The 23,986-nt window shown below is 45.3% G+C and carries 28 protein-coding genes; 20 read left to right on the top strand and 8 right to left on the bottom strand.

Annotated features, from left to right (window positions below):
* Positions 1-19 precede the first annotated feature (19 nt).
* Positions 20-703, top strand: a complete 684-nt coding sequence (locus IMZ38_RS06695) for a hypothetical protein (protein WP_193436097.1) — start codon at positions 20-22, stop codon at positions 701-703.
* Positions 704-769: 66 nt separating this feature from the next.
* On the opposite strand, the gene IMZ38_RS06690 is transcribed toward IMZ38_RS06695, so the two are convergent.
* Positions 770-1,120: a thioredoxin domain-containing protein gene (locus IMZ38_RS06690; protein ID WP_193436096.1), complete on the bottom strand. Its 351-nt coding sequence runs from the start codon at positions 1,118-1,120 to the stop codon at positions 770-772.
* Between the two features lie 144 nt (positions 1,121-1,264).
* Between IMZ38_RS06690 and thsA the strand changes: the two genes are divergently transcribed.
* From thsA to IMZ38_RS06670, 4 genes are all read left to right on the top strand, one after another.
* Entirely contained in the window at positions 1,265-2,917 is a 1,653-nt protein-coding gene (thsA, locus tag IMZ38_RS06685; RefSeq protein ID WP_193436095.1) for a thermosome subunit alpha, read from the top strand.
* A 69-nt stretch (positions 2,918-2,986) separates the two neighbouring features.
* Positions 2,987-3,340, top strand: coding sequence for a DNA-directed RNA polymerase subunit K (locus tag IMZ38_RS06680; RefSeq protein ID WP_319637040.1), 354 nt, complete (start codon positions 2,987-2,989; stop codon positions 3,338-3,340).
* Positions 3,282-4,406 carry a site-2 protease family protein gene (locus IMZ38_RS06675; protein ID WP_193436094.1) on the top strand — a complete coding sequence of 375 codons (1,125 nt, stop codon included), beginning with the start codon at positions 3,282-3,284 and terminating at the stop codon, positions 4,404-4,406. The genes IMZ38_RS06680 and IMZ38_RS06675 overlap by 59 nt, the downstream gene beginning before the upstream one ends.
* A gap of 47 nt (positions 4,407-4,453) precedes the next feature.
* On the top strand, positions 4,454-6,520 hold the full coding sequence (locus IMZ38_RS06670; protein WP_193436968.1) for a DNA topoisomerase I: 2,067 nt from the start codon (positions 4,454-4,456) through the stop codon (positions 6,518-6,520).
* Between the two features lie 116 nt (positions 6,521-6,636).
* Here IMZ38_RS06670 and IMZ38_RS06665 read toward each other — a convergent pair whose 3' ends face one another.
* From IMZ38_RS06665 to IMZ38_RS06655, 3 genes are read right to left on the bottom strand one after another with little or no spacing between them, the layout of a single operon-like run.
* Complete coding sequence (locus IMZ38_RS06665) at positions 6,637-7,164, bottom strand: signal peptidase I (protein ID WP_193436093.1); 528 nt, start codon at positions 7,162-7,164, stop codon at positions 6,637-6,639.
* Complete coding sequence (locus IMZ38_RS06660; protein WP_193436092.1) at positions 7,124-7,444, bottom strand: chromatin protein Cren7; 321 nt, start codon at positions 7,442-7,444, stop codon at positions 7,124-7,126. The genes IMZ38_RS06665 and IMZ38_RS06660 overlap by 41 nt, the downstream gene beginning before the upstream one ends.
* A 3-nt stretch (positions 7,445-7,447) precedes the next feature.
* Positions 7,448-7,771, bottom strand: coding sequence for a hypothetical protein (locus IMZ38_RS06655; protein WP_193436091.1), 324 nt, complete (start codon positions 7,769-7,771; stop codon positions 7,448-7,450).
* A gap of 25 nt (positions 7,772-7,796) precedes the next feature.
* Here IMZ38_RS06655 and eno point away from each other — a divergent pair, with 25 nt between their 5' ends.
* The gene (gene eno / locus IMZ38_RS06650) at positions 7,797-9,110 is read left to right on the top strand and encodes a phosphopyruvate hydratase (RefSeq protein ID WP_193436090.1); all 1,314 of its coding nucleotides are present in this window, start codon (positions 7,797-7,799) and stop codon (positions 9,108-9,110) included.
* 37 nt (positions 9,111-9,147) lie between these two features.
* On the opposite strand, the gene IMZ38_RS06645 is transcribed toward eno, so the two are convergent.
* The gene (locus tag IMZ38_RS06645) at positions 9,148-9,393 is read right to left on the bottom strand and encodes a hypothetical protein (protein WP_193436089.1); all 246 of its coding nucleotides are present in this window, start codon (positions 9,391-9,393) and stop codon (positions 9,148-9,150) included.
* A 426-nt stretch (positions 9,394-9,819) separates the two neighbouring features.
* Between IMZ38_RS06645 and IMZ38_RS06640 the strand changes: the two genes are divergently transcribed.
* The 7 genes from IMZ38_RS06640 (at position 9,820) to IMZ38_RS06610 (ending at position 15,925) form a co-directional block, all read left to right on the top strand.
* Positions 9,820-10,509 (top strand): CdvA-like protein, encoded by a 690-nt coding sequence (locus IMZ38_RS06640; RefSeq protein WP_193436088.1) that lies wholly within the window; start codon positions 9,820-9,822, stop codon positions 10,507-10,509.
* Between the two features lie 84 nt (positions 10,510-10,593).
* Positions 10,594-11,433, top strand: a complete 840-nt coding sequence (locus tag IMZ38_RS06635; protein WP_193436087.1) for a hypothetical protein — start codon at positions 10,594-10,596, stop codon at positions 11,431-11,433.
* 41 nt (positions 11,434-11,474) lie between these two features.
* Positions 11,475-12,635 (top strand): AAA family ATPase, encoded by a 1,161-nt coding sequence (locus IMZ38_RS06630; protein WP_193436086.1) that lies wholly within the window; start codon positions 11,475-11,477, stop codon positions 12,633-12,635.
* A 186-nt stretch (positions 12,636-12,821) separates the two neighbouring features.
* On the top strand, positions 12,822-13,613 hold the full coding sequence (locus IMZ38_RS06625) for a proteasome assembly chaperone family protein (protein WP_193436085.1): 792 nt from the start codon (positions 12,822-12,824) through the stop codon (positions 13,611-13,613).
* 11 nt (positions 13,614-13,624) lie between these two features.
* Complete coding sequence (locus IMZ38_RS06620) at positions 13,625-14,026, top strand: Hsp20/alpha crystallin family protein (RefSeq protein ID WP_193436084.1); 402 nt, start codon at positions 13,625-13,627, stop codon at positions 14,024-14,026.
* 26 nt (positions 14,027-14,052) lie between these two features.
* Entirely contained in the window at positions 14,053-14,799 is a 747-nt protein-coding gene (rnhB, locus tag IMZ38_RS06615) for a ribonuclease HII (RefSeq protein WP_193436083.1), read from the top strand.
* Positions 14,765-15,925, top strand: a complete 1,161-nt coding sequence (locus tag IMZ38_RS06610; protein WP_193436082.1) for an OBG GTPase family GTP-binding protein — start codon at positions 14,765-14,767, stop codon at positions 15,923-15,925. The genes rnhB and IMZ38_RS06610 overlap by 35 nt, the downstream gene beginning before the upstream one ends.
* A 3-nt stretch (positions 15,926-15,928) precedes the next feature.
* On the opposite strand, the gene IMZ38_RS06605 is transcribed toward IMZ38_RS06610, so the two are convergent.
* Positions 15,929-16,246 carry a hypothetical protein gene (locus tag IMZ38_RS06605; protein WP_193436081.1) on the bottom strand — a complete coding sequence of 106 codons (318 nt, stop codon included), beginning with the start codon at positions 16,244-16,246 and terminating at the stop codon, positions 15,929-15,931.
* A gap of 80 nt (positions 16,247-16,326) precedes the next feature.
* On the opposite strand from IMZ38_RS06605, the gene IMZ38_RS06600 reads away from it, so the two are divergent.
* The 4 genes from IMZ38_RS06600 to IMZ38_RS06585 all read left to right on the top strand — a co-directional run bounded on the left by IMZ38_RS06600 (position 16,327) and on the right by IMZ38_RS06585 (position 18,954).
* The gene (locus tag IMZ38_RS06600) at positions 16,327-16,695 is read left to right on the top strand and encodes a hypothetical protein (protein ID WP_193436080.1); all 369 of its coding nucleotides are present in this window, start codon (positions 16,327-16,329) and stop codon (positions 16,693-16,695) included.
* 3 nt (positions 16,696-16,698) lie between these two features.
* On the top strand, positions 16,699-18,069 hold the full coding sequence (gene glmM, locus IMZ38_RS06595; protein WP_193436079.1) for a phosphoglucosamine mutase: 1,371 nt from the start codon (positions 16,699-16,701) through the stop codon (positions 18,067-18,069).
* Positions 18,066-18,455: a Trm112 family protein gene (locus IMZ38_RS06590; protein WP_193436078.1), complete on the top strand. Its 390-nt coding sequence runs from the start codon at positions 18,066-18,068 to the stop codon at positions 18,453-18,455. Before glmM ends, IMZ38_RS06590 begins: the two co-directional genes overlap by 4 nt.
* A gap of 97 nt (positions 18,456-18,552) precedes the next feature.
* The gene (locus tag IMZ38_RS06585) at positions 18,553-18,954 is read left to right on the top strand and encodes a DUF2153 domain-containing protein (RefSeq protein WP_193436077.1); all 402 of its coding nucleotides are present in this window, start codon (positions 18,553-18,555) and stop codon (positions 18,952-18,954) included.
* 15 nt (positions 18,955-18,969) lie between these two features.
* On the opposite strand, the gene IMZ38_RS06580 is transcribed toward IMZ38_RS06585, so the two are convergent.
* Entirely contained in the window at positions 18,970-19,446 is a 477-nt protein-coding gene (locus tag IMZ38_RS06580) for a hypothetical protein (protein WP_193436076.1), read from the bottom strand.
* 53 nt (positions 19,447-19,499) lie between these two features.
* Positions 19,500-20,330 carry a hypothetical protein gene (locus tag IMZ38_RS06575; protein ID WP_193436075.1) on the bottom strand — a complete coding sequence of 277 codons (831 nt, stop codon included), beginning with the start codon at positions 20,328-20,330 and terminating at the stop codon, positions 19,500-19,502.
* 229 nt (positions 20,331-20,559) lie between these two features.
* Between IMZ38_RS06575 and IMZ38_RS06570 the strand changes: the two genes are divergently transcribed.
* Genes IMZ38_RS06570 through IMZ38_RS06560 form a run of 3 tightly spaced genes read left to right on the top strand, consistent with a single transcriptional unit; the run spans position 20,560 to position 23,947 of the window.
* Positions 20,560-21,912: a RuvB-like helicase gene (locus IMZ38_RS06570; protein WP_193436074.1), complete on the top strand. Its 1,353-nt coding sequence runs from the start codon at positions 20,560-20,562 to the stop codon at positions 21,910-21,912.
* A gap of 17 nt (positions 21,913-21,929) precedes the next feature.
* A complete protein-coding gene (locus IMZ38_RS06565) occupies positions 21,930-23,075 on the top strand; it encodes an aminotransferase class V-fold PLP-dependent enzyme (protein ID WP_193436073.1) in 1,146 nt (381 codons plus the stop codon).
* Positions 23,072-23,947: an RIO1 family regulatory kinase/ATPase domain-containing protein gene (locus IMZ38_RS06560; protein ID WP_193436072.1), complete on the top strand. Its 876-nt coding sequence runs from the start codon at positions 23,072-23,074 to the stop codon at positions 23,945-23,947. Before IMZ38_RS06565 ends, IMZ38_RS06560 begins: the two co-directional genes overlap by 4 nt.
* The last annotated feature ends 39 nt before the right edge of the window (positions 23,948-23,986 follow it).

The following is a 23,986-nucleotide window of genomic DNA, read 5'->3' as shown; positions in this document are numbered from 1 at the left end:
AGATGACCTAGTAGACAAGATGTCGGGTGAAGTATTAGAATACCTGGGTTTGAACGAGTTAAGCATTCCCAGCGACTTGAAAACCGCGATTTCCCGGGAAGTCATCGAGGCAGTTACATCCGGGTATTCGAGTAAGCCGGATATTGAAACAGTGTTGAAGAGAATTAAGAGAAACATGCAAAACATATATGAGCTAGTCGTTTTCAAAATATTGGAGAATTTGGACACTCTCGATGAGAAAATCCTTGAATACGTAGTCTACCGGGGAGGGAAGGCTACCATACCGAGCGCTTCTAAGCTTTACTCGCTTGCCCGCAAATATGGTAGAGAAGACCTTATCCTTACTCTCCAGGCAGTATGGAACAAGCACATGTCAAGAGAGCTTATAGAATGCCCGAGATGCGGGTTCAACTCTATCTCGTCCGACCTTTCCTGCAATGTCTGCGGCAATATTGTTAGCGAGCAATACGTTAGAACACGGCTTGACTTTGCCAATAAGTTTAAAATGTACGTGGAGTCTGCAAGTGTTGCCGAGTTGAGAAGTATTCTAGAACTAGGCTACGTCCTAGTTAATTCCACGGGAGTGTACTCCCCTCGCTCGAAAAGCATAGTCCCTGGAAGAATCTACTACCAGGTATATCTGAGACCATCAGACATCTCCCTCATAATGGAGAACATTAACCAGCGAGACGTTAAGGTCTAATTAACAGGGAGACTTCAACCTGGTGGAGAATTATTCAGCACAATTAAACGGGGATTGATTCACGGGTCAGACTCTTATTTTCACGCCCTTTGAAGCGAGCGTTGAGCGGATTCCCCGTCTTAAAACCTGAATATTCATCTCAAGGTTTTCGAAAACCCCTTTCTGCTCGAAAATCACTGCCCCCTGGTAGTAAACCCTTACCATTGGTGTGTGAGATAGTTTTTCACCCGTTATGTCCTCCCTTAGCGCGTTTACCTTGCAGACGAGTATGTTCGGGTCGATCAGCTTTTCCAACTCTTTCACCGTTTCGCTTAAAATGGCGCTTTCCTGACTCCCCGGGTAGTAGTACTCTACGATAACTAGCTCGTTACCGGTTAGTGCTCTTTCAAACTCTTCCCTGCTGTTGAGCTCGTACATTGAACTCACTTTACGGTTCTTGTATTAAATCTGTTTTTAACACTTTAATAGTTTTCAGGTAGTGTTAGCCGATGCGAAAAATTTATATAGAAGCCCTTATGTCTATTAATTTATGGATTCTATAGAATGATTAGGTGAGAAGAAATGGCAATGTATGGAATACCTGTACTCGTGTTGAAGGAAGGGACGAGGAGAACCATTGGCAGGGAGGCATTGCGCGGGAACATTGCTGCTGCAAGAGCATTGGCTGAGGTTTTAAGAACCAGTCTCGGCCCCCGTGGACTTGATAAAATGCTGGTTGACAGTTTTGGAGACGTAACCGTGACGAATGACGGAGCCACAATTGTAAAAGAGATGGAGGTTCAACACCCTGCTGCTAAGTTGCTAGTTGAGGTGGCAAAGGCCCAGGACGCTGAGGTTGGTGACGGCACAACCAGTGCCGTAGTCCTTGCCGGAGCATTCCTCGCGAAGGCTGAGGAGCTCCTAGACCAGAACATCCACCCCAGCATTATTATTGAAGGATACACAAAGGCTCTGAAAGAATCGCTCAAAATACTCAGCGACATAGCGTACAAGGTATCGCCCACTGACAGGGAGTCTTTGAAGAAAGTGGTTATGACAACAATCTCCAGCAAGTACATTGGAGGGAACGTGATATCCAACAAGCTGGCTGACATGACTATTGAGGCCGCTCTAACAGTTGCAGAGCCCAAGGAGAACGGGACATTTGATTTCAGAACCGATGACGTTAAAATAGAGAAGAAGAAGGGAGGAAACGTTATCGATACTCAGCTGATAAAAGGCATCGTTATCGATAAAGAGGTTGTTCACCCAGGGATGCCGAGAAGGATTGAGGACGCTAAGATAGCACTGCTGGACGCGGCCTTAGAGGTTGAGAAGCCAGAGATCACTGCTAAAATCAACATAACCAGCCCCGAGCTGATTAAGGCATTCCTTGATGAGGAGGCGAACCTGCTTAAGGAGATGGTTGAGAAAATAGCCTCCACCGGCGCTAACGTTGTGATATGCCAGAAAGGCATTGATGAAGTAGCCCAGCACTTCCTCGCCAAGAAGGGGATAATGGCTGTGAGAAGAGTTAAGAGAAGCGACCTTGAGAAGTTAGAGAGAGCTTCCGGAGGTAAAATAGTCAGTAGCGTTAGGGATTTGAAACCCGAGGACCTAGGCTATGCTAAGCTGGTAGAGGAGAGGAGAATAGGTAATGATAAAATGGTGTTTATCGAGGGCTGCAAGAATCCGAAGGCTGTGACAATACTTATTCGCGGAGCAAACGACATGGTGATGGATGAGATTGAGAGAAGCCTAAAGGACGCCTTAAACGTGCTGAGGAATGTTATGAAGGTTCCGAAGATAGTGCCTGGAGGCGGCGCCGTCGAGATCGAGTTGGCTATGAGGTTAAGGGAGTTCGCAGCTAAAGTTGGAGGGAAGGAGCAGCTGGCAATCGAGGCATTCGCACAAGCCATAGAGGAGATTCCGTTAATACTTGCAGAGTCAAGCGGTAAGGATCCGTTAGAAACATTGATGAAGCTGAGGCAGCTCCACAGTGAAGGCAAAAAGTACGCAGGGATCGATGTCGTGACCGGAGAGGTAAGGGAGAATATGCTTGAGTACAACGTAGTAGAGCCTCTGCTTGTTAAAGAATCCATGGTGAAGACTGCAGCGGAGGCTGCTATAACGATATTGAAGATTGACGACATAATTGCTGCAAGCCCCGTGAAGAAGGAGGAAAAGGGCAAGAAAGAAGGCGGCGAAACACCACCTCCGGGGAGCTTCGAGTAAGGAGCCCGTAAACCTCTTTTTCAATCGAAAAGATTTTAATTTATAAATCCTCTACACCATTTTTCAATAATGCCCTGCTTTAAGAAGGTGTTTAAGAGAATGAGTGTGGATGTTAGGAAAATATACTCGGAAGTATTTGCATCAAGGCTCACAAGGTTTGAATTAGCGAGAATCATCGGGGCACGTTCCCTCCAGCTCTCGCTGGGGGCGCCAACCCTCATAGATGTTAGCGGTATCCAAATCAAAGACCCTGTTGCAGTAGCGATATATGAGCTGTTAAAAACAAGTTTACCAATGTCTATTCGTAGGAGGGTTGAGGATGGAAAATACGAGCTCATTCCAGTCAGCAAACTCATCACAACAGATGTTAGAAAGTATTTATCAACAATTCTCGAAACATGGAATATTAGTAGTAGGGTATAGTGAGTATCAGAGTAGTTTCGGAAAAGTATTCGACTTCTACGTTGAGAAACCTGTTGACAAGGATGCTTTCTCGAACATTTACAAATTCTTCATTGAAAACCACCACTACATGGTTCTACAAATAAAGAGTGAGCGCCCTGTTCTAAGATTTCTACCTATTCCCGAGAGAAGGATCCCGTTCAAGCAAGTCCTCACGATCACCACGTTTTTCACAGTCGGGTTAACAGGCTACGGGCTGGCAAGCGGCTTCGCAGAGATAGCGTCAAAGCTTGGAATACCTGTTGGCTTAAATCCGTTCGCAACAGCCGTAGTGTACACTCTCCTGTTCCTGCTCGCATTAGGCGTTCACGAGCTCGGACACGTGTTCTCCAGCAAGAGGGAGGGCGTGCTGATAGAGGGGCCTATATTCATACCGGCGCCCCCTATTCAGCTGGGTTTCATCGGGACCTTCGGAGCTGTGATAATGATGAAGACTCTTCCACCTTCTCGAAGAGATTTAGCGAGGCTAGGTATTTCAGGCCCGTTATCAGGGGTCTTAGCAGGGTTGTTGATAGGGGTTGTAGGAGTGTTCAGCTCAGTGTCAATCCCGTACGAGAAGGCTGTCGAACTAGCTGAAGCCGGGGAAATAGGGGCAATGCCCCTTACCACGCTAGGGTTGGAGCTACTTCTAATGCTGAAGCCTGTGAACGGGGAGGTTTTGCTGATACATCCACTGCTCTTCATAACCTACATAATATTCATCGTAACGTTTCTAAACCTACTACCGATAGGTCAGCTCGACGGAGGACATGTTCTGCGAAGCTTGATGTCGCCTAGGGCTCATGAAAAACTAGGGAAAATTGTTATTGCACTGCTAGCTGTAACTGGGCTGTCTTTAATGTTGATGAATTATGCTGCCGGCTACTACTACCTGCTGCTCTCCTTAGTAGTATTCATCCTAAGAGGCTATATTGCTAAAGGACAACACCCCGGTAGCGCGGATCAGTATGATGATGAGAGGCCATGGCATTATTTAATTCCCTACCTAGTTTTACTAGTAATGGTCACGCCAATACCGGTAGGGTAGGGTTTGCTGGAAAATAGAGTTTTCCACGGGGTTTATGATTGTTCAGGGTGGACGCGAACCGCACCTCCAACGCGGTTGGACGGGGATCGGGGTACACTAGTATATGGGATTTAAAGGGAAAGGTACTTGTAATTGCTGAAAAGCCTAAGGCTGCGAGGAAAATAGCTGATGCATTAAGCCAGAAGTACTTTGTAAGAAATATTAATAATGTAACCTACTTTGAAATACGCGATGGCATCCACCAGATAATTGTTGCAAGCTCAGTTGGACACTTGTACGGGCTAACAACTCGGGAAAACGGCTACCCTGTTTACACCTACCAGTGGGCTCCATTATACGAGGTTGAAAAGAAAAAGACGCACTCATTCAATTACCTGGAGGCTTTGAGAAGACTGTGCACCTCCAGTAGCTACTTCGTGAACGCGTGCGATTACGATATCGAGGGTAGTGTGATAGGTTACTTGATAATTAAATTCAACGGCGACCCCAGCAGGGCTTTCCGAGCAAAATTCTCAAGCCTGACCCCCTCAGAGCTGCGGGAGGCGTTTCAGAAACTAACCCGGCTCGATTATGAAATGATTGAGGCAGGGCTTTGCAGGCACGAATTAGACTGGTTATGGGGTATCAATGTAAGCAGAGCCTTAATGAGAACTGTGGAAAGCTTTTCAAAGAGAAGAATCATCCTAAGCGCTGGCAGGGTTCAAACCCCTACTCTAAAATACGTTTCCGACATAGAGAAAGAGAGGAACCTGTTCATCCCAACCCCGGTTTACAGCGTTATCCCAACCATCGCTAAGGATGGCGTGAAAATAACGCTGGAATTAGTTAACAACCCGATCAAGAGGAAGAATGAAGCATACGCTCTCGCTGAGAGGATTAGGAAGGAGGGCTTTTTAACGGTGGAATCCTACGAGGAACATACTAGTTCGATATCCCCACCCCCTCCATTCAATCTTGGCGACCTCCAGGAGGAGGCTGCGAGAATCTACGGGTACAGCCCGTCTAAAACCCAGTCAATTGCTGAGCAACTCTATCTTGACGCTCTCATCAGCTACCCTAGGACTAACAGCCAGAAACTGCCCAGAGGGCTGGATTTCAAGGGCTTATTGACCAAGATCTCGCAGATATCAAACTACAGCGGTCTTGTCTCAGAGCTTTTAAAAGAGACGAAAGGCTTTTTGCAACCCGTTGAAGGCGACAAGGATGATCCAGCGCATCCAGCCATATATCCCACGGGGGTCAAGCCTGTTAAACTGAACAATGATCAGTGGGCTGTTTACGATTTAATAGTTAGAAGATTCCTAGCAGCTTTCGCGGGTAGTGCAGTAATCTATCGTTCCACGGCGAAATTTGCCCTGCCAGGTGTGAACATTGTTTTCCAGGCGACAGGACAGGGTATTGGAAATCTCGGCTGGTACAAATACTATCCATTCCACAAACCAAGCGTCAAAGCATTGCCCAGGTTTAGGGAAGGAGAGAAGGTTAGGATTGTCGAGGTCAGCGTTAAAACCGCGTATACTAGGCCGCCTCAGAGGATTAGTAAAATCGGGATGTTGAGATGGATGGAGAGTGTTGAAATAGGTACGGAGGCTACGAGAGCTACAATAATAGAGAAGCTTTTCGAGAGAAAATACTTGGTTAACACTACTCGAGGCGTCGTTGTCACAGACCTGGGGTTAGGGATTGTTGAAACACTTGAGATATTCTTCCCCGAGCTGGTGAAAGTTGAGTTAACCAGGCATTTCGAGAGATTAATGAATGACATTAAGAAAGGGGCTGTGAAAAGGGAGCAAGTGATAAGTGAGGCTAGGAACACGCTGGACGTGTTAATTAAGAAATTCAATGAAAACAGGGAGAAAGTGGGGCAAATACTTTCATCAAGACTCGGAATATATACCCCGCCCAATAAATGCGCCATCTGCAACAGGGAAGAGTTTTCCAACGGTTTCTGCACGTATCATTATAAGGCTATGGAACAGATTAACTCTGTTTATGAGGAGTGGAGGGAGAAGGAGGGGATCTCGTTCAAGGATTACTTAGAAAAGATTAAGAAACTCAAGTCAACAGGAAAATGGGTCGTGGAAGTTATTGAGCACGCTTATGGTGGCAAATAATTTTAAATGCTTTAAAACAACAGTGTTGAGAAACCTCTTCTGTACTTGAGGAGTAAACAATACTTAAACATTATAAGGTCCTCCAGGATTTCAACCTGCTGTATAGTAGGAATGGATTAGGTAAGTGAAGAACGGATTTCCTGAAACCAGAGGGAGACGTAGCCAAGATATGGTATCTTAACAACAATGTCGTTAATGCTTAAGACTTTTCCAACAACTCTTTCATAACTGATCCCTAACGGGCGATTATTAACCACATCAAAATATATGACATCGGGTCCGGAATTGTTATCGCCTTTTGTAACATAGTAGTAGTTATTATTCACGATTTTAACATCTACGACTCTGTGAATGATCAGCTTGTTCGAGTAAGCCTTGTAAACGATCACGTCGCCCACCCTTATCTCTGAAGGGCTTGGCTTATATGTGAAGACTATGTCGCCCTCTCTTAAAACGGGGAGCATACTCTCTCCTTTAACAACCGCCATCGGGGCTTGCGAACCTGTTAGGCTTGAAAGTATTGCGGGATTTAAGATAACGATTATGAGCAGGATTGAAAAAGCGACTTCAATCATCCACGCGTAGTGCTTTATCCTTGATTTATCAATCCTTTTCGTTAAGAATGTCTGATATGTCGAGGACAATTTCCTTTACCTCTCTCTCCTCGCTTTCGCTCTCTAAAACCTTCTTACTGCTCCCGCCCTCAATCTCAACGGATTTCCCGCCGACTTTAAGCTTGCTAATGGTGGTTTTCCACTTGTATCCGCAGCTTCCACACTTCACTACACCCATCATAGTAACCGTGATCCTTCCTTGAGCGTCTGGGATGGGAGCTACTAGTTGCCATGATTTAATGACTTCAATGTTGTTTGAACCACATCTAGGGCATTTAAGGCTTGACTCTTTCTTGGGGCTGTTCAACACTTATCACCAAGCACCTGCTAACAAATATATGGTGTAGAATATTAAATATGGTAGGGGCGTTAAAACGGTTTTCAAAAAGGTTTTCCTCGACTTGATGAAATATAGGTAGAGCGCTAGCCCAAGCACCGTGCTCAAGACCGCTATCTCCCTTATCAAGCCTTCTTCATGCTTGTAAAACCCTATGAACAGTATGGATGAGATGTAAAGACTGTGCGTGATGAAGCAGTAGACACTAGGGCTCTTGATCTTATTGAAAAACAACTTAGTCATTAAAGCCCACGTCAGGTAGGGAACGTACACTATGGTTAAACCTATAATCTGGTTCATTCATCAATCCCTTTGGTGGTCGAGTTTGTACATTACGTCATACATATATGATGAATCATTCGCTATAAAAGACATAAAGGCCAGAATGATCCTTGACAGCAGAGGCAATCCAACCGTACAGGTCAAAACCGTGACGGAAGGCTTGGGCGTGGGAATCGCTAACGCACCAAGCGGTGCTTCAACCGGCATCCATGAAGCAGTTGAGGTACGGGATGGGGGGAAGGAGTTTAAAGGCAGAGGGGTTTCAAGAGCCATTGAAAACGTTAACAAAATAATCTCCCCTGCCTTGATAGGACTGGATTCCCGTAGGCAACAGCTAATTGACAGGAAGATGATCGAGATAGATGGAACACCCAATAAGAGCAGGCTCGGCGGCAACGCGATAGTGGCGACCAGTCTGTCCGTTGCCAAAGCAGCCGCGTCCACGATGGGGCTACCCCTGTACGCTTACCTAGGAGGGTATGTGGCCGACACGCTGCCTGTCCCCATGCTTAACATAATAAACGGGGGAGTTCACGCGGGCAATAAGCTAGACTTCCAGGAATTCATGATCGTCCCAGCAGGATTCAGCTCTTTCAGAGATGCCATTAAGGCCGCGGTTGAGGTCTACTTTGACTTGAAGAAGATTTTGAAAGAGAAATATGGTCCCCAGGCCATTAACGTTGGGGATGAAGGCGGGTATGCTCCTCCAATAGAGAAAGTGAGGGATGCGCTCGATATTTTAATCCAGGCGATTAAAGCTGCAGGATACGATCCGTGGAACCAGGTTGTCATAGCGCTGGATGTGGCGAGCAGTCAGTTCTATAGGGAGGATAAAGGAGTGTACGTTCTAGAAGGGTCTGAGTACACCCGAGATCAATTGATAGAGTTCTATGAGAAACTAGTGAATGAATACCCAATAGTCAGTATTGAAGACCCCTTGCAAGAGGAGGATTTCGAAGGATTCGCCGAGATCACGAAAAGGCTGGGAAGCAAGGTGCTCATTGTTGGCGATGACATATTCACCACTAATCCCGCAAGGTTCAGGAAGGGCATAGATTCCAAGGCAGGTAACGCTATACTGGTCAAGGTCAACCAGGTTGGAACCTTGTCGGAAACCCTTGAGGTCGTGAAAACAGCGTTCACCAACGGCTATAAAACCGTGATAAGCCACAGGAGCGGCGAGACAGAGGATACTTCCATAGCTGACATTGCAGTAGGAGTATGCGCTGGGCTCATCAAGACAGGCGCTCCTGCGAGAGGAGAGAGGACTGCTAAATACAACCGTCTACTAGAAATTGAAGAGGAGCTGGATAATCCAAGATATCCTGGATTCGGCGTTTTCTTGAGAAAGCCGTGAGAATAGTGTTTTTTCAAAAACATTTTTATCGTGTTTCCTAAGGAATCAGTAAGCCAACTATCATCAAGCTAATAGCCATTATCAAGGTGAACTTTAGAAACTGGCTCGGCGTCATATTAGGCAGCATTTTAATAGCTCTAACCAGTAGTGTAACCACGAATCCCATGAATATTGTAAACACTATTATGAACCCTACCAAGAACAGTACTCCGCCAACACCCGTTATCTTGTCCACGACTCCTCCAAGCGCGTTAAATATCTTGTATGCGTCTTCGAACCCCATTCCTGGTCCCTGGACACTGATCCTTTTGGATAGGAATTTAAAACCTCGGGCAGGTAAATCAGGAGAGGGTTTTTAGCAATCACTTATTAATCCTTTTCGACTTAAATAGTAGTGATGATGATGGTTAAAAGCGTGGCAGCCGCTACGGCAATGCCAGCTACCAGGCTTCTGACAATATTACAATATCCATGTTTTAATAATTTATTGATTTTTATAACATTGTAAATTATTAATGAAAGGGAATCATGTTGATAAACTTTATTTAGAATTTAGAAATCGCTTAACATTAACATGACACAAATCCTCAATAATTTCACAGTGCGAGTTATTTCCGCCCGTGAGTTAATGGGACATGGAAGAATGCTCTCTCAATTGGGCTGAGGATTTTTAAAGTATTCTCTTGGTATTACCTCAACGGTGGATCAAATGATGGGTGTGAAGGTTGAGAACATAGATGAGTTTCTCGGTAAGCCGGTTAATGATCCCTACGGCCGCAGAATAGGCTACCTGATAAGTTTCTACAGCGACTCCGACGGCAACGTTACCTCGCTAGAAGTAAGCATCGGGGACTTCGAGTTCAAGCAGTTCTCAATAGACAGGTTCAAGTTTGAAAACGGCAACATCATCCTGCTGTCGGAGTGGGAGTATAATGCTGTTCTAACGGAGAACAGGCTTGAGAGGTTGAAGAAGAGGATAGCAGCGCTGGAACAGTTGAAAACCAACAATGAGGTTCCAAAGCACGCTTACGAAGAATACAAGAAGAAGCTCGACGAGATGCTGATGAAGATTAAAGAGGATGCTAAGGCCGTGAAGGAGATGTTGAGGAAGAGGCTCTACGAGATAGAGGATATTGTGGTTGAGCTTGAGAAATGTATGACTAATTTAAAGGTAAGCTACATGGGCGGTGAAATACCCGAGAAATCCTATAAGATGGCGATGGACCTTGTCAGGAAGAACATGGACGTGGTAATGCTGGAGAAGGAAAGCGTTAAGAGGCATTTGGAGAGGATCGAAGCCCTTGAGACCCGGCCGGAGGATATCATTGTGAAGAAGGAGGAAGGCGTTGCAGCCCAGGAGTCTAAGCAGCCCATGCAGGTTGTTGTTTTAGAAGGCTAGTAATACCCCGTTAATATTCATCCTTGCATTTAAAAATGTTTTTCACGGGCATTTTCTTACAGGCTCGTACGGGGTACTTGAAACATGTCTGCATCCACGAGTTACTCTAGAATTGGTTTGTTTGGAAAACTTACCGGTTTAATCAGGGCTAGGGATCCAATGAAGAAGAGCATTCTCGAATCCGTTGCCACATTAGACAGGATGATTAGGACTATAGAGTCTTCAAAGAAAAGCCTTGATTCCGTCCTCGAAGAGCATCAGAAAAGAGCCAAACTCTTAAACTCTGAGGGAGACAAAGAGTTCCAAGACATCATCAACGAGGAGATTAACAATATTGTAGGGTATAAGACACTATTTGAAAAAGCAATACTGGACCTCGCCAGAGTTAGATACAGGCTTGAAACCCTCGCATACGTTGAGGAGCCGATGAAAGAACTACCAGCGGTCATGGAGGAGTTGCAGAGAATAGAGCCTGAAGTGGCGAAGATAGCTCCAGACCTACTTAACCAGCTGAGAAGCTTGAGGAAGAAAGTAGAGGATATAATTATTGAAACAGCTGCAGAGCCTTCCCCCGGTTTAACGGGGAAAGCAACGGCAGCCCCTGCTGTTAAAACTGTTTCACAACCCTCTGTTAAAAAGGAGGATTCTACACTGCTCCCACCTCCACCGCCCAGTGAGGTCAAGATGCCAGAGACTACTACTGTGGTGAATGAGCAACCTCAGGCTATAGTGGTTAAGAAACCTGAGCCGGTTGATGTACCCCTCCACGTCGTGGAGCAGTGGCTTCTCGACGAGCTCAGGTCGAAAGGGGGAATACTAGATGTATCAAACTTTATCAGCAAGTACAGGGTTAAGAAGGAAGCCGTTTACCTAGCTCTCAGAAACCTTGAGGCTAAAGGAGTTATCAAGCTGAAGAGGTTCTAAAATTCAACACTTTTTAAACAATATCTTGCCAGGTGATCTTCATGAGCATGCAGTACTTGGTTGACAAAGGAGTTGAATACGCGCATAAAGCCGTAGCTGCTGATAAGAGCGGGGACTATGAGACCGCTATTAAATACTATAAAGTCGCTATTGAGTTCTTCAGCAAGTATTTGAAACTCTACCCTGATGCTGCAATGAGTGACTGGTATAGGGAGTTGATCGAAAAATATAAGGAACGGATAAACGTTCTCACAAAAGCTCTTGACAAAATGCAGAAAGTAGGAGGAGACGTCAAGTACAGCGATTCTGACGACATAGAGGTTTTAACCCCGGAGAAGAGGGCTAATAAGAAAAAGTTTGACGACCTGGTCGACCTTGAAGATGTTAAGAAAGCCTTGAAAAGAGCCGTGATCTACCCTGTTAGAACGCCCGATCTCTACCCTCTAGGCTGGCCCAAAGGCATACTCTTATTCGGCCCACCCGGTTGCGGTAAAACAGAAATATCTCTTGCACTAGCTAACGAGATTAACGCGGTTCTCATAAACGTTAGTCCAGCAACCATCATGAGCAAGTGGCTTGGTGATGCTGAGAAAAACGTGAAGAAAGTATTTGACAAGGCGCGTGAAATCGCGAACAATGGAACCCCTGTCATAATCTTCATAGACGAGGTTGACGGCTTGCTACAGGTTTACGGAAACGAAATAGGCGGGGAGAGCAGGATGAGAAACCAGTTCCTGCAGGAGATGGATGGGTTAAAGGAAAAGGAGAATAACAGGCTTCCCTTGTTCATCATTGGAGCTACCAACAAGCCCTGGAACCTGGACATAGGTTTTATCAGAAGATTTGAGAAAAGAATCTATGTTCCCCAGCCGAACAAGGAGATTAGGAAGCAACTCTTCATACACTACGTGAGCAAGCTGAAGGAAGTGTACCCTGTGGAGAACATAGATTACGATAAGCTAGCAGAGATAACAGAGTACTACACTCCCGCGGATATTTCCAGCATAATAAAGGAGGTGCAAAACAATGTCGCCGAGGAGATTAACGAGATGATCATCAGCAAAGGCGAGAACAAGGGCAAGCCCGAGAGGGTAATCACAACTGAAGACATTATCAAGGTGATTCAGACTAGGAAACCCAGTATAGACCCTAACTGGCTTGAATCCTACAGGGAATGGATGGAGAGATACGGAGCATTGTAAACGTTCAAAACGTTTTTAGCGCTTAAAAGCTTTGAATCACAATACTGAATATTAGCGATGAAGAGAGTCGTGCCAGGATGATTAATGGATGAATTCCATCCCCTGGGGTAGCTGAGCCTTTCCCAAGGGCTTCTAAGACGATTTATTAAACCCTTCACGTCTATGGTTAAATTTGAGGAGTGCTGAATGCTTGGACGCCCTAGAAGAACCCTCTTGTTTAACGAGCTTCAAATACACGAATATTATGATGCATACGCTACTCCGACCCCTAAATACATGATCCTATGTTTTCCTGACGTCGGACTCGTATCATCTATTGCGTGCCGCCACATTGTAATGGAGAAAAAACTGGGATTAGTTGGCGAGATAGATTCTCCAACTCTTCTCCCACCCGTTTCAGTCATCCATGAATCCTCCCCTATAAGCCCTGTACAGCTCTACATGCCGGAGGACAGGAGCTTTCTCATGGTATTATCCGAGATACCTTTAATCCCGGGCAGTGTCTACCCCTTTGTCAACGCTATCTCCAGCTACGCTGATGAAGTAGGTGTTGAATACCTCTTAGCCGTTACCGGGCTCGCGGTTCCAAACAGGCTTGAGCTGGAGAAACCCCAGGTTTTCGTAGCATCAAGCAAGGAGGAAGTCTACGCTTCTTTTAAAGGGGAAAACATTGAAGCCCTGCGTGAAGGCTTCATAGTAGGTCCTTACGCTCTCTTACTGAAAGAAGGGAGGAGGAAAGGGTTTTCAACAGTAGTATTCCTAGTTGAATCCTTCCTAGACATACCGGATCCGGAGGCAGCTGCTTTTGGAATAGCAGCATTAAGCAGGTTTGCCGGGATACAGGTTGATACTAAGAAGTTGCTTGAGGAGGCAGAGCTGATAAAGCTCAGGACAAGGGATTTAATGATGCAGACGAGGAAGGCGATGATGGATATGCAGAAGCAGATGGAGCGTCAAATGCCGCTAATGTACATGTAAGGTGGGTGCTCATGAGCTTCCACGATGTCTTTGACAGGATTAGGAGGAGGATGAGGGATTTAATGGAAGAGTTTGAGGCTGAGATTGAAGAAGAGTTGGGTCAGACTTACTCAGGCGTTATTCAGCCACTGTACACGGTTACGGAATATCCTGACAGGTACGAAATAGTCTTAGACCTGCCTTACGGAGACCTCAATGCTTTATCGGTAAGGATTTCAGAATCGACTTTGAAAATCGAGTGCGACCTTGTCAAAGAAATAAAATTTGAGAAGTGGAGTATTCACAGGAATGTATCGTTTAAAAGATACAAGGTTGAGCTGAAAATACCTTCTGACGTGGATATCTCCGGAGCTACTATAACCCGGGATCCCAGCAAACACTTCATAAAAGTCGTCTTTCCCAAGAAGAAATAGTTTTTCATTATTTAAGGAGAAATCTAATGAAGAAGTATCTTATCGGTATAGATGAAGCGGGGAGAGGCCCGCTAGTAGGAGACATGGTTGTAGCAGGAGTGATGGTTGAGGAGGATGCGATCGAGGATTTGCTTGCAAGGATTGAGTTAAGAGATAGTAAAACCATGACTCCTAGGGGGAGGCTTGAATCATTCCTTTCTTTGAAAAACTCTAATGTCTCGTTCTACATAGATTATATTCCACCTGCGGAGATCGATCGTGAAAACCTGAATCTTCTAACCGCTGGAAGCATAATCAGGATTCTTCGATTCTTTAATACTCTCCTTTCAAGCCTGGATGGAAAACTGGTGGAAATCTATGTTGACGAGGTAAAGGGTTTTAAAAAGGTTGTTGAGAAAGAGTGTTCTAAATTGTTCGGGAAACAATACAAGCTCGTGTTTGAGAGCGAAGCAGATTCTAAATACCCTGTGGTCTCCCTTGCGAGTATTATTGCGAAAGTATCGAGAGACTTGTCGATTAGTTCAAACATTAGTGTTCACGGTGACTTCGGCTCGGGATACCCATCTGACTCTAGGACTGTGGAGTGGCTTAACAAAGCATATAGCTCTTTTGAACACCCGCCTCCTATTGTCAGAAAATCATGGTCTATACTAAAGTATAAAGCACCTGGTTGGTTTATTTTGAAGCAGAGAAAGCCCAGGACTTTATGGGATTTCGTAGGGTTGAAAGGGTTAAAAAATGCCGACAAATCTCCCCGCCGAGGCGAAGGCTAAATGGATTAAGGTAATGGAGGCTAAGACTCCAGAGGAGAAAATAGCTGCTATAGAGGAGTTTTTGTCAAGCGTTCCAAAGCATAAGGGAACGGAGAATTTAAGGCATTGGGCAAGCCGGAGGCTAGCGGAGCTTCGCGAGGAGTTAGAACAGAAGAAAAGGAGGAGGACAGGCGGAGGGATAACCTTCTTCATAGAGAAAGAAGGTTCCGCCCAAATCTGCGTTATAGGATTGCCTAATACCGGTAAGAGCCTGCTGGTCAATAAGTTAACAGGTGCTAAGACCGTGGTTGCTGATTACGAGTTCTCCACGACGTTCCCGGTACCAGGTATGCTGAGGTATGAGGATGTTTTGCTGCAACTAGTTGACACTCCACCGTTAAGCCCCGGGAGCAAGCTATTGTCTAAAATCATCGGCTTGGCTAGAAATGCAGACGCGCTCTTAATCGTCTTAGACGCCACTAAGGATGTTTTAGAGCAGTTCACCGTTGTCAAGGAGATATTAGAAGAGGAAGGGATACTTTTAACCAAGCCGAGGGGACGCGTTGTATTAGAAACATACAGGTCTGGGAAGTCCGGGATCAGGGTTACGTTAATGGGTCGTTTAATCAATGCGACAAGTGAGGATGTTAGAAAACTGCTCGAGAGCTACAAGATTTACAATGCGCACGTCAAGATTTACGGGGAGGTTACTATTGATGATGTTGAACAAGCTATTTTCGAGAACATAACCTATAAGCCTTCCATATTGTTCATCAACAAAGCCGATGCTCACAATCCCGATGATAGTGTGGTGAAAGAGCTGGGGAGCAGGTTTAACGGGCCCATACTAGTCGGCTCAGCTAAAACAGGGTTAGGGCTTGACAAGATAGGGGCCGAGATCTTCCGGTACTTGGAGCTAGTAAGAGTCTACACTAAAGCACCTAACGCTCCGCCGTCGCATAAACCTCTCGTTCTCCGCAAAGGAGCAACCATCTACGATGTTGCCATAAGTATTCACAAGGATTTCGTGGAGAAATTCCAGTACGCAAGGGTTTGGGGCAGTTCTTCAAAATACCCTGGGGAGAGAGTAGGATTAGACCATGTGGTTGAGGATAAGGATGTTGTTGAAATACATATTAGGGGTTGAAAACTAGCATACGGAGACTTTCAAACCGGGAATCAGTTTAACGAACCTGGAGAAGGCTTCCAATTTTCCAGCCTCATCGCAAATGAATACTTCGCTAGGTTTAGACATTGTGAAGAGTTTCAAAGAATCCTCTTCTGGGGACGAGAAATTAAATAAGTACAGGCTTCCCTTGAAGTTTTTACCTATTATTTTCTCCCCTACCAGCATGTTAAGAGTTTCCCTGTCAGTTATTAAGACGTCTTTACCGGAGTCCCTAAGTATTTGCACAATTTTTCCAAGTTTGTCACTGCTTCTAACCGAAACAATCATTAGCTTAACCACTTATAACCCCTTGGGAAAATATATACTTATAGTGATTAGTGAAATAAGAGGTTTAAAATGATTTCCAACGGTGCTCATTGATGAGCATACAGTCGTTGGTGGATATGATTGTTTCCAAGGGGTATCAAGTACAAGGTGTTGGCAACAAGCTCAGGGTTTTACATCACTTACTGCCTGTCTACCTGGACATTGTTTTCAGCGGGAATAAAGTTGTGGTAAAGCTTTCATTCGACAATAGTTTGCGGGAGTTTATAGAAGACCTTGTTTTATCCGGTAGCGAGGACGTCGGAGACTTGGTTGAGGATGTTATAGGCGAGTTCAACGAGCTCACAGCAAGTCTTTACAAATGGTTCAAGGATAACGGGTTTGAGATCAATATTAAGCTCAAAGACGGTGAGATAGATATCATGGAAATGCTGGAAGACATTCTTGAGGTATCGGAGGGGTAAGTATTGTTCAAGCACGGCTTGTTCGGAACCGATGGGGTTAGAGGACTAATCACGGAGCTAACCCCTGAGTTCGTGGTTAGGCTTGGAGAAGCCATTGCCACGTTCTTTCCCCCTGGCTCTAGGTTGCTTGTGGGCCGGGATGTAAGGGCTGGCGGCGAGGCATACGCTCGCATGGTCTCGGGAACGCTTCTCTACTTTGGAATAAAAGTATACGATGCAGGGCTGACTCCAACACCTGCGCTACAGTACGCTGTTAAAACACTCGGGTTTGACGGGGGAGTAGTGGTTACGGCAAGCCATAATCCGAGAGAGTATAATGGGATTAAAGTAATAGGTCCTGATGGAATAGAGCTTGACAGGGATAGAGAGAAGGAGTTAGAGGAGATTTTCTGGGAAGGCCGTTTTAGAAGCATTGACTGGAAAGCCATATCGCACTCTGTTGAGCCATACGGCATTGTCAACCAAGTGTACGTGGATGGGGTTGTTGAAAAAGTTGATAGGGAGTTGATAGCGTCGAGGAATTTTAGAATACTCATAGACCCTGCTAACAGTGTTGGCGCCTTAACCACGCCGGAGATAGCTAAAAGGCTTGGCGTGGAATACGTGGTTTTAAACGGTAGCCTAGACCCGCGCTTCCCTAGCAGAAACCCGGAGCCTACGCCTGATAATATTTCTGAAACAGCACAGGTGGTGAAGTCTTTAAAACTTACCTTTGGAGTCGCCCACGACGGTGACGCGGATAGATCAATATTCATTGATAACCTGGGCAGAGTTCAATCAGGCGATAGAACCGCCACTCTCCTGGCAAAGTATCTAAAGACTGAAAGAGGCGAGCAGGGAAGAGTCTACACGGCCGTGTCATCAAGCATGGTTATCGAAGACGTTATGAAAAGTATCGGTGTTGAAGTCGTCTGGCTGAAAGTTGGAAGCGTTGACATAGCTCACGCTATGAAGAAAGGCGGGGACGCGTTGTGCGGGTTCGAGGAAAACGGGGGCTTCATGTACCCGCCACACCAGTATGTGAGGGATGGCGGCATGACCCTGGCCCTCTACCTTGAGATGTTGGCAAGGTTTAAGGCGACTCCTTCAGAGCTGTATGATTCACTCCCACACTATTATTCAATAAAGACGAAGTATAAGATGGGGAGGGATAAAGCCCTATTAGTTGTTGAACGCGTTAAAGAAGAGTTCAAGACTGAAAGGCTGATAACAATAGACGGTGTTAAGGTAATAGGGAGAGATTACTGGGTGCTGGTAAGACCCAGCGGTACTGAGCCCTTGTTAAGAGTAATGCTGGAGGCTAGGAGCGAGAGCGAAGCCAAGAGTATATTTGAGAGGATTGACAAAATAGTGAAAGAGGTTGGCTCAGAATGATGAGATATTGGGGCATGGATTTCATCAGGTGCGTTCACTGTAAGCACCACCCGCTTGAACTCATAGTTTTGGAAAGCGAGGTGCAGGATGTAGACACGTCGAACATGGAGTTTCCGCTCTGTAAAACTTACTGCGCATACCTGAAGAAAGAGGTTAAGCCTTCAGAACAATACCCTTGTAGCGAATGCCTGAGAACTGGGATTAAAACCGGTGTGCTCTACTGTCCCAGTTGCAACAGATGGTACCCTGTGAAGGAGGGAATAGTTTACTTGTTGACGGATAACAGGAGGAAGCCTGAGAACGATAAAAAATTCCTTCAAGCGTTCAGGGATAAGCTTCCAGCAGTTATTGTGGAGAAAGGATTGCCACATAATCTTTCTGAGTGACCCCTGAAGTTTTTGATCTGCATTTAAGCGTAGTTGAAGGTTCAATTAACGGTTAAGTATAAAGTAGGAGTTACTCATATTTCACATGGGGAGCGAGATGAGTGATATGTTTGCAAGTTTAGATGCATGGGTTAAGCGCCAGAACGAGGTGAAAAACCTGTTCGAGAAGGCAGAGGTAAACTATCAGGAAGCCGACCGTTTGACACTGATCACACTTTCGAGAACCGCTTTCCAGCATATGATGAGAACTATTGAGGCTTTTGACCAGTGGCTAAGGGACCCTATGATAACTAATCACATGCCTCGTGAAATGCTTGTTGAGCTGTGGGAGAAACTGAGAGTATTGCTTTATGATCTGATAGAATTAGATATTGAGCACACCAGCAAGTTCAGTGAGCATTTGAAAAACCTTGCATCAGAGGGCAAGATCAACCCGCTGTTTGGTTTCGAGAAAACGGAGAAGGAGACTAGGAGGTCTCCTGTTCAATTAACTATTTGAGTGAGAATCGAAAACCTACTTTCTACCCTGCCTTTTCAACCTTATATCGACTTCAGCATCGATTGGAACGATTTTCGGCTTAACATCTTCCAAAACCTTGTTTAGCAAGTTCTTCTCTTCCTCGCTTAGAGTGTTTAAATGATTTGCCAGGAATTCCTTCCCAAGCCCTGTTAGAACGATCTTCCTATTCGGCAGGGACTCTAACAGGCCGACGTATTTGAGGCTGAGGATTTCGTTCAGCAATTCTCTAGAAGTTGGCACGCCGCCTATCATTGTAAACGCGTATTTAAGATCGGCTCCCGACTCCTTCATGTAGTATAGAAGGTATTGAAGCGCTTTCTCGCTTATGCTCCCTACGTTGTTTATGACGTAGAGAAGTCTCAGGGCTCTCGGGTTTTTCTCAACATCGGATAGGGTAAACACCTGCTTCGCAACAATCTTAACCTCTTTACTCTTTTCAGCCGTGGGTTGCTGAGCCTGCTCTTTGGGCATCACGCACACCTCAATAATTGTGGAACCATATAATCCGTAATATAGTTTATCAGCTAATAAACATATTTTGAAAGGATTTTCTTCAGCTCCTCAGGCCTGAAACCGTTCATAACCATGACCGATGCTTTATAGCTGAGTAATTGCTTTGTGGGAACGGAAAGGGTTGCCTGAATCTCCTTCAACAACTCATCCACTTCCCGCTTATCCGCGGGTTCCGCAACCTTCTCAATCACTTGCGAAGTATCTGTGAACAACTTGTTCAGCTTCTCACGGTACTCCTCGGATTTTAGCGAGAACATTATATATACGTAAGTAACTGCTGAGACAAGTATGAGCAAGTGTATTACGACATTGCCAAGGGATTTTAATCCCTGGGTGAGTAACGTTATGGCAATGTTTAATAGTGACGCACTAATTATCGCAACGTATCCCCCAATAATAGTGAGATATGTGAGCCCCGCTCCCAGTATTCCTAAAACCAGTGTAAGAATGTTTATATCCACGGGGTCCGTTATCGCCCCGATCAGGTAGACAATTACGGATAAGTATATTGGTAGTGAAAGCTGAATTATCTCCCTCCTGCGCGAGCTTCTCAAACTACCAACATATGTTTCTAACGCAGTGTTTGCCTCGCGGAGAAGGTAGTAGAGCTCTATTTCATTATCCTTACTCTTCAAATACTCTTTCAATTCAAACAGCTTGGTCAAAGCCGCGTTGAAGGAATAGTATAAGATGTTGTTCACTATGGGAGGGTATTCTCCTGATTCAAGGACCGAGCTTAAATGCTTTAACCTCTCTATCTCTTTTCTCAGAGAATCCTTGTCCCCCAACCGCTTCAACACTTCCTCGACTTGCTGCTTCAATATCTCGTTCGGAGACCTCATTTATATCGCACGCCCATCTTGTTAATAGCTAGATGTAAACGCTTTTTTAAACCTCTCTAGTCTAAGATTAGAAATAGTGTTCAAGTGATGTTTTCAACGATGATGAAGACCTCGTTTCGAAGCCTTAGGGGCTGGGGTTGATGAAGAATTCAGCGGCACTGAGTTTAGCGTTAAAAACAGTGTTTCCGAATTAACTATTTTATGATATAGTACCCTAGGGGTTATGGGGATGAGCGAGATAAGGGTTGAATCATACAGGGTTAGAAGGATTAGTGCGCACAGCCATATCAGAGGGTTAGGTCTCGACGAGAATGGAAAAGCCATTATGGTCGCAGACGGGTTGGTGGGGCAGGCTGAGGCAAGGGAGGCTGCTGGAATAGTTGTTAAAATGATAAGGGAGGGCCGTATCTCTGGAAGGGGTATCCTGCTCGTCGGGCCCCCGGGCACTGGTAAAACAGCACTGGCTGTTGCCATCGCTAGAGAGCTTGGGGAAGACACCCCGTTCGTAATAATGAGCGGGAGCGAGGTTTACAGTAGCGAGAAAAGGAAGACCGAGATTTTAATGGAGGCTGTCCGAAAAGCTCTTGGCGTTAGACTAACCGAGAGAAGGCTTGTCTACGAAGGCGTTGTGAAAAACATCGTGATAAGAAGGGCTAAACACCCTCTGGTTCCTTACTTAACTGTTCCACGTGAGGCGAAGATAACGCTGGCTTCAAGGGATGAGGAAGTCACTTTAACAGTCCCCGAGGAGGTTACCCATCAGATATTAGAGCTGGGCGTGAGGAAAGGCGATGTCATATGGATTGATGCTCAAACAGGCAGGGTTTACAGGGAGGGGAGGGTTAGAGAGTTCCAGGATGTTAAAACCTATGATGTTGAAACAAGGAGGATTGTTGAAACTCCTTCGGGCCCCGTGAAGAAGGAGAAGGAAATAGTGAATGTTCTAACACTCCACGATCTAGACATGTATTTTGCAGCTCAGAGGCCTCTAGTGTCCATTTTCGGTTTCACCCTGGAAAGGGAGATCCCTTCAGAAGCTAGGAAACAGGCTGATGAAACTGTGAGGAAATGGATTGAGGAGAAGAAGGCAGCAATAGTTCCCGGCGTTCTATTTATTGATGATGCTCACATGTTAGATATAGAGGCGTTCAGCTTTCTAACAAGGGCGATGGAGAGCGAGTTCGCGCCTATTCTAATACTGGCTACCAACAGAGGGGTTGCGAGGATTAGGGGGACAGATATGGAGTCTCCTCACGGCATGCCGCTGGACCTGCTTGACAGATTGCTGATCATTCCCACAAGACCATATAACGCGGACGAGATAAGGGAGATCATTAAGATAAGAGCCCAGGAGGAAGAGGTTGAGCTAGATCCCAAGGCCCTTGACAAACTAGTGGAAATAGGCTCGAAACACAGTTTAAGGTATGCTGTCCAACTGATGGAGCCTGCTAGAATATTGGCTGAGCAGAGAGGCGACTCAAAAATCCATGTAGAAGACGTTGAGGAGGCTCGCAAGCTATTCATTGACATATCCACGAGTGTCGAGTATCTAAGAGAGTATGAAAAGTTGTTTTTAAAATAAATTCTTGAGGGATTTTATTGGAGAATTTAGATGAGATCGTTTCCCAGTTGAAGGAATGGTATTCGCGGACGCCAAAACATTTTGAAGGAGCAATTCTCGGCTCCATGACCACGTGGCCTCATCCTATAGGGGTTTACGCTTACCAATTGTTCATTCATGTTAACGGTAACGATCCAGTGGTGTTTCCAATAGTTCAAGAGCTTGAGAAAGAACTGCTCGCGACAGTAGGATCCCTGTATGGCTCTCGATACGGGTTGTTCACCAGTGGGGGTACGGAGTCCAATATACTAGCATTGTTCGTGGCAAAAAGGGTTTCCAGGGGTAAGAGTGATGTAGTAGTAGCTCCCTCCACCGTTCATGCCTCCATCGACAAGGCGTGTCTACTCATGGGTTCAAGGCTGGTTAAGATACCTGTGAATCCTTTAAGCCCTGTCGACCCCGATATTCTTGAAAAATATGTTAGAGATTACAATCCCTTCGCCGTTGTCGTGACCGCTGGGACAACTGAGTCAGGAGTTGTCGACAGGGTTAAAGAAGCCTCGGAAGTAGCGTTGAAACACGATGTCTACTTGCATGTTGACGCAGCCTTCGGCGGGTTGCTAATCCCATTCCTCCATAAACATGGGATCATTGATTCAGACCTTTCGTTTTACCCGGGCGTCTCCAGCATCTCGGTAGACCTGCACAAGAATGGTAGAGCGCCTATCCCATCAAGTCTATTGTTTTTCAGGGATGAAACATATGTTGGAAAAGCCTGTTTTGAAATGAACTATTTACCATCCGGTATGAATTGTGGACTGCTAGGCACTAGACCTGGAGCATCCCTCGTGGCCTCATGGGCCGTGGTTAAAGCTATAGGGTTAGAGGGTTATGAAAAGCAAGCGCTCCTACAGCAGGATACGGCTCTGTATCTATTCAAGGAGCTTGATAGTAGAGAGTTTGTAGAGGTTTTCAAACCAGTATTGCCTATCGTGGTGTGGAAGTCTAAACTCTACGACTACGTTGAGATGGTTAAGAAGCTGTTTGAGGAGGGAATATTTCTTTACAAGTCTCCCTCCCTTCAAGCGGCTAGGGCGGTGATAATGCCTCATGTAACGAAAGCGCATGTTGATGCATTGCTGAAGGCTTTGGACAAAATCCATGCAAGGAGTGGTTTTGATTGAACATAGGGCTCGCTTATAAAAGCTTAACGGAAAAAGATTTCGCAGTTTTGAAAGCAATTGAAGAGTACTCTTCAAAATACGAGTATGTTCCGCTGGAATTAATTGAGAAAAGAACCAGGATTATCGAAGAACACTTGACACTAATCCTTAGCAAGTTGAGCAGGTTGAAAATGGTGAAAAAAGAAACTGTAGCTGGGTATAAGAGTTATAGGCTCACCTACCTAGGTTATGATATGCTGGCTCTCAACGGCTTGGTGAGGAAAAACGTTCTGGAAGCTCTGGGTGATAAAATAGGTGTTGGAAAAGAGAGCGAAATATACGTCGGCTTAGCGCCTGGAGGAGTAAGGGTTGCGGTTAAATTCCTTAGATTAGGGCGTACAAGTTTCCGCAGGACCAAAATACTGAGGACATGGGTTCAGGAACCGCACACGTCATGGTATAAGCAAGCGAGGATTGCGGCTGAGAGAGAGTTTAAGGCTTTGAAAGAACTGTCCTTACAGAAGGCACTTGTCCCCATCCCGTTCGGTTATGACAGACACGTTGTCGTTACCGAGTACGTGGAAGGCGTGGAGCTTTACAGAAGGCCTCAACTTGAAAACCCTGAAGAAGTTTTTTGGAAGGCTATAGATACGTTGAGAATAGCGTATCAGGAGGTTGGAATAGTTCACAGTGATTTAAGCGAGTACAATATAATAGTAAGAATAGATGATGAGGCTCCATTTATAATCGATTGGCCCCAGTATGTTTACAAAGACCATCCTTCATCGATGGAATTGTTGAGAAGGGATGTGGAGTATTTGGTTAAATTCTTCTATAAAGTCTATCGAGTCAACATACAGGTTGAAGACGCGTTGAAGAAAATATTAGGGTAGTATAACTCATAAATAATTCAAGTGGATAATCAACGTGAT

Source organism: Thermosphaera aggregans (genome assembly GCF_014962245.1).
In the GTDB taxonomy this organism is placed as follows: Archaea; Thermoproteota; Thermoprotei_A; order Sulfolobales; family Desulfurococcaceae; genus Thermosphaera; species Thermosphaera chiliense.
The sequence above is the reverse complement of the archived record's forward strand: the minus strand, read 5'-3'. Positions and strand labels throughout refer to the sequence as shown.

Coding starts and splice junctions, on each gene's coding strand:
- IMZ38_RS06695 (WP_193436097.1), top strand. CDS start 20: ATGTCGGGTGAAGTATTAGAATACCTGGGTTTGAACGAGTTAAGCATT.
- IMZ38_RS06690 (WP_193436096.1), bottom strand. CDS start 1,120: ATGTACGAGCTCAACAGCAGGGAAGAGTTTGAAAGAGCACTAACCGGT.
- thsA (WP_193436095.1), top strand. CDS start 1,265: ATGGCAATGTATGGAATACCTGTACTCGTGTTGAAGGAAGGGACGAGG.
- IMZ38_RS06680 (WP_319637040.1), top strand. CDS start 2,987: ATGCCCTGCTTTAAGAAGGTGTTTAAGAGAATGAGTGTGGATGTTAGG.
- IMZ38_RS06675 (WP_193436094.1), top strand. CDS start 3,282: ATGTTAGAAAGTATTTATCAACAATTCTCGAAACATGGAATATTAGTA.
- IMZ38_RS06655 (WP_193436091.1), bottom strand. CDS start 7,771: ATGAACCAGATTATAGGTTTAACCATAGTGTACGTTCCCTACCTGACG.
- IMZ38_RS06645 (WP_193436089.1), bottom strand. CDS start 9,393: ATGGGGTTCGAAGACGCATACAAGATATTTAACGCGCTTGGAGGAGTC.
- IMZ38_RS06640 (WP_193436088.1), top strand. CDS start 9,820: ATGATGGGTGTGAAGGTTGAGAACATAGATGAGTTTCTCGGTAAGCCG.
- IMZ38_RS06635 (WP_193436087.1), top strand. CDS start 10,594: ATGTCTGCATCCACGAGTTACTCTAGAATTGGTTTGTTTGGAAAACTT.
- IMZ38_RS06630 (WP_193436086.1), top strand. CDS start 11,475: ATGAGCATGCAGTACTTGGTTGACAAAGGAGTTGAATACGCGCATAAA.
- IMZ38_RS06625 (WP_193436085.1), top strand. CDS start 12,822: ATGCTTGGACGCCCTAGAAGAACCCTCTTGTTTAACGAGCTTCAAATA.
- IMZ38_RS06620 (WP_193436084.1), top strand. CDS start 13,625: ATGAGCTTCCACGATGTCTTTGACAGGATTAGGAGGAGGATGAGGGAT.
- rnhB (WP_193436083.1), top strand. CDS start 14,053: ATGAAGAAGTATCTTATCGGTATAGATGAAGCGGGGAGAGGCCCGCTA.
- IMZ38_RS06610 (WP_193436082.1), top strand. CDS start 14,765: ATGCCGACAAATCTCCCCGCCGAGGCGAAGGCTAAATGGATTAAGGTA.
- IMZ38_RS06600 (WP_193436080.1), top strand. CDS start 16,327: ATGAGCATACAGTCGTTGGTGGATATGATTGTTTCCAAGGGGTATCAA.
- IMZ38_RS06590 (WP_193436078.1), top strand. CDS start 18,066: ATGATGAGATATTGGGGCATGGATTTCATCAGGTGCGTTCACTGTAAG.
- IMZ38_RS06585 (WP_193436077.1), top strand. CDS start 18,553: ATGAGTGATATGTTTGCAAGTTTAGATGCATGGGTTAAGCGCCAGAAC.
- IMZ38_RS06580 (WP_193436076.1), bottom strand. CDS start 19,446: ATGCCCAAAGAGCAGGCTCAGCAACCCACGGCTGAAAAGAGTAAAGAG.
- IMZ38_RS06575 (WP_193436075.1), bottom strand. CDS start 20,330: ATGAGGTCTCCGAACGAGATATTGAAGCAGCAAGTCGAGGAAGTGTTG.
- IMZ38_RS06570 (WP_193436074.1), top strand. CDS start 20,560: ATGAGCGAGATAAGGGTTGAATCATACAGGGTTAGAAGGATTAGTGCG.